Below are 3460 nucleotides of genomic sequence, written 5' to 3'. Positions count from 1 at the left end.
AGTGTTTGGGGCCGACGTGGGTGTCGAGTTGGGCTACTGAGGCTTTGCGGGCGACGGAGATGTTCCGGAAGTTCGCCAGTTTCCATTCGACACCCACTTTGTCGAGGGTGTAACACGCTCATCAACCGGATCAACCCCACCGCGAGGCCGATGCCCGCGGCGAGGCCCAGCGTGGAGCCCGTGAGGCCCAGCAGGACCGCCTCCGTGAGGACCGAGCGGCGCACCTGGCGGCGGTCCGCGCCCAGCGCCCGCAGCAGGCCCAGCTCTCTCGTGCGCTGGGCGATCAGCATCGAGAACGTGTTGACGATCAGGAAGACGCCGACGAGCACGGCGATCCCCGCGAAGCCCAGCATCACGTACTTGATGACGTCCAGGAACGCGCCGAGCTGCTCCGCCGAGGACTTCGCCTGCTCGCTCGCCGTCCTCACGTCGTACGAGCCCGTGCCGAGGGCGCTCGCCACCCGCTCCTTCAGCACCGCGTCCGGCACGCCCGGCGCCGCCCGCAGCTCGATCGTCGTCGCCCGGTCCGCCGAGCCGAGGAGCTGCTTCGCCGCCACCGACTGGTCCAGGAGGACGAGGGCCGCGCCCGGGTTGGTCGTCGTGAACGTGACGATCCCGACGACCCTCACCCGGAACGTGCCCGGCTGGGCCAGCACCGTCAGCCGGTCGCCGATCCCGACGTCCTTCTTGTCGGCCGTGTCCGCGTCGAGCAGCGCCTCCCCAACGCCGCGCGGCGCCCGGCCGGACGTCAGCTTCACCGGGCTGCGGTCCGTGATGTGCCAGCCCAGGGTCAGGGTGGGGGCGCCGGTCGTGGGGCCCACCGGCTTGTTCCGCGCGTCCACCACCGTCGCGTTCCCGACGCTCACCTCCGCATGGGCGTCCGCGGCACCGGGGACCCTCGCCAGGCGCCCCGCGAGAGCGGCGGGCAGCGTCTGGACGGCCCCCGTCGGCACCGCCGAGCCGAGGTCGTCCTTCGGCTGGACCGTCACATCCGCCGACGTCGACGCGAACAGCCGGTCGAACGTCCGCGTCACCGTGTCCGAGAAGATCAGACTCCCCGCCACGAACGCCACCGACAGGAGGACGGCGAGCGCCGACAGCAGCAGGCGGCCCTTGTGCGCGAGGAAACTGCGGAGGGTGGCTTTCAGCACGGGTCAGCCCTCCTTGCCGGGGCCGGGGCGAGGGTGCCGGGGCGCGTGCGGCGCGCGGGGCGAACCGGAGGGTGTCCCGTCGGCTCCTCCGGTCCCGGTCCCCGCGCCGCCCTCCTTCGACGACGACCCGCCGCCCGCGAACATCCGCATCCGCTCCAGCACCCCCTCCGCCGTGGGCCGCTCCATGTCCTCCACGAGCCGCCCGTCCGCCAGGAAGAGGACGAGGTCGGAGTGGGCGGCGGCGTTGGGGTCGTGGGTGACGGTGACGACGGTCTGGCCGAGGGTGTCGACGGCTTGGCGGAGGATCGTGAGGACCTCCAGGCCGGCCCGGGAGTCGAGGTTGCCGGTGGGCTCGTCGGCGAAGATCAGCTCGGGGCGGGAGAGGAGGGCACGGGCGCAGGCGACGCGTTGCTGCTGGCCGCCGGAGAGCTGGGCGGGGCGGTGCTTCAGGCGGTCGCGCAGGCCCAGGGTGTCGATGATGCGGGCCAGCCACTCCTGGTCGGGTCCGCGGCCCGCGATGTCCATGGGGAGGGTGATGTTCTCGGCGGCCGTCAGTGTCGGGATCAGGTTGAACGACTGGAACATGAACCCGATCCGGTCACGCCGCAGCCGGGTCAGCTCGCGGTCCTTCAGGCCCGTGATCTCCGTGTCGCCCAGCCAGACGCGGCCCGCCGACACGGAGTCCAGCCCGGCGAGGCAGTGCATCAGCGTCGACTTCCCCGACCCCGAGGGCCCCATCACCGTGGTGAACCGCCCCCGCGCGATGTCCACGTCCACCGAGTCCAGCGCCACCACTGCCGTCTCACCCGAGCCGTACGCCTTCGTCAGCCCCCGGGCCCGCGCCGCCACCTCGCCGGACACGCCGAGCCCCGGCCCTCGCCGTACGGCAGATGCGGACACTGCGGCCTCCTCACTCGGTGCCTTTCTCCTGTGCCCGAGCGTAGGACCGCCACCCTCGCGGACGACATCCCTCTGAAGTCAGACATCCTCCCTCCACCTCAGGGTGGAGACCCTCACCCCACCGGCCGCCGCGCCACCCCCAGAACGCAGTACGACGACGGCGACACCAGCCCCGAAGGCGGCACCCTCAGCCGCCGGTGCTCCCCGAGTTCGAACCCGGCCAGGACGATCGACGCCACCGGGTCCCGGTCCAGCCGGCACCCCCCGAACAGCAGCGGCCACACCGTCCGGTCCAGCCCCCGCTGCACACCCCGCATCACCGGCCCGCCACCCCGCCCGTGCTCGAAGAACCGCAGCTCACCACCCGGCCGCAGCACCCGCCGCAGCTCCCGCAGCGCTCGCTCCACGTCCCGCACACTGCACAGCGTCAGCGACAGCACGGCCGCGTCGAACGCCTCGCTCTTCACGGGCAGCGCCTCCGCGACCCCCGGCACGACGTCGACCGGCACCTCGGCGCGCAGCGCGGCCACCCGCGCCGCCTGCCGAAGCAGTCGCTCCGGTTCGAGGGCGACGACCTCCGAGACGGCCGCCGGATAGTGCGCGAAGTTCAGCCCGTTCCCCGCACCCACCTCGATCACCCGCCCCGACAGCCCGGCCAGCAGTTCGGTGCGCAGCGGCCCGACGGACGGCTCCGCCGCCACACTGAACCGGGTGTAGAAGCGGGCGAACAACGGATGACGGACGGCGTCCTTGGGGGTGCGCGTCGGCATGGGGGCCTCCTGCACGCGGGCTCACACGGCCGCCGCGCACCCCTCGGAATCGGGCCGTCGGGAACACCCCCGGCCCCACCCCCTACAACCCCGCCCGAAACCCCTCCGCCTCCCACACCCCGTCCAGCCGAGCCGCCAGCCAACTCCCCGCAGCGGCACGGAAGTCGGCGGGCGCCAACACCCCCACCCCCTCCGGCAGCACCCCCAGCAGCGGCGCCCCCGCCACCACCGGCAGATCCTCCACGTTGCACCGCATCGCCAGATCGGGCGAAGAGGGCCAGCTCCCGATCACCACCCCGAGCAACTCCACCTCACGGGACCGGAGTTCACGGGCCGTCAGCTCGGTCGTGTTCAGCGTCCCGAGTCCCGCCGAGGCGACCAGCAGCACCGGCGCCCGCAGCAGCGCGGCGACGTCGGAGAGGTTCCCGCCCTCCTCGTCGAACCGCACGAGCAGCCCGCCCGCGCCCTCGACGAGGACCAGGTCGTGGTCCACCGCCAGCTTCTGGGCCAGCTCGACCACGTCGTACGGTGAGAGGGGTTCCTGAGAGCGGTTTCAGGACGCGGGGGCGTGATCGTATCCCCGTATCCCACATCGTGGTCGATCTGTTCACACACTGGACATACTCCGCCTGTCCCCGC

At 72.6% G+C, this 3460-nt stretch carries 3 protein-coding genes and 1 pseudogene; all 4 read right to left on the bottom strand.

Translation table 11 applies throughout. The features are described 5' to 3' along the window. The coding region (locus ACVNF4_RS33985; RefSeq protein ID WP_461806723.1) for an ABC transporter permease at positions 1–1151 on the bottom strand (1151 nt) is incomplete at its 3' end. A gap of 3 nt (positions 1152–1154) precedes the next feature. Next, positions 1155–2051 carry an ABC transporter ATP-binding protein gene (locus ACVNF4_RS33980; RefSeq protein WP_461806722.1) on the bottom strand — a complete coding sequence of 299 codons (897 nt, stop codon included), beginning with the start codon at positions 2049–2051 and terminating at the stop codon, positions 1155–1157. A gap of 113 nt (positions 2052–2164) precedes the next feature. Then, positions 2165–2821, bottom strand: coding sequence for a class I SAM-dependent methyltransferase (locus ACVNF4_RS33975; protein WP_461806721.1), 657 nt, complete (start codon positions 2819–2821; stop codon positions 2165–2167). Between the two features lie 82 nt (positions 2822–2903). Beyond that, positions 2904–3344, bottom strand: a pseudogene (gene bioD, locus ACVNF4_RS33970) (ATP-dependent dethiobiotin synthetase BioD); the annotation flags it as partial. Positions 3345–3460: the final 116 nt, after the last annotated feature.

It is taken from the genome of Streptomyces sp. S6, from assembly GCF_054880855.1.
This window is presented reverse-complemented; position numbering and strand designations above follow the sequence as displayed.

Coding starts and splice junctions, on each gene's coding strand:
- ACVNF4_RS33975 (WP_461806721.1), bottom strand. CDS start 2,821: ATGCCGACGCGCACCCCCAAGGACGCCGTCCGTCATCCGTTGTTCGCC.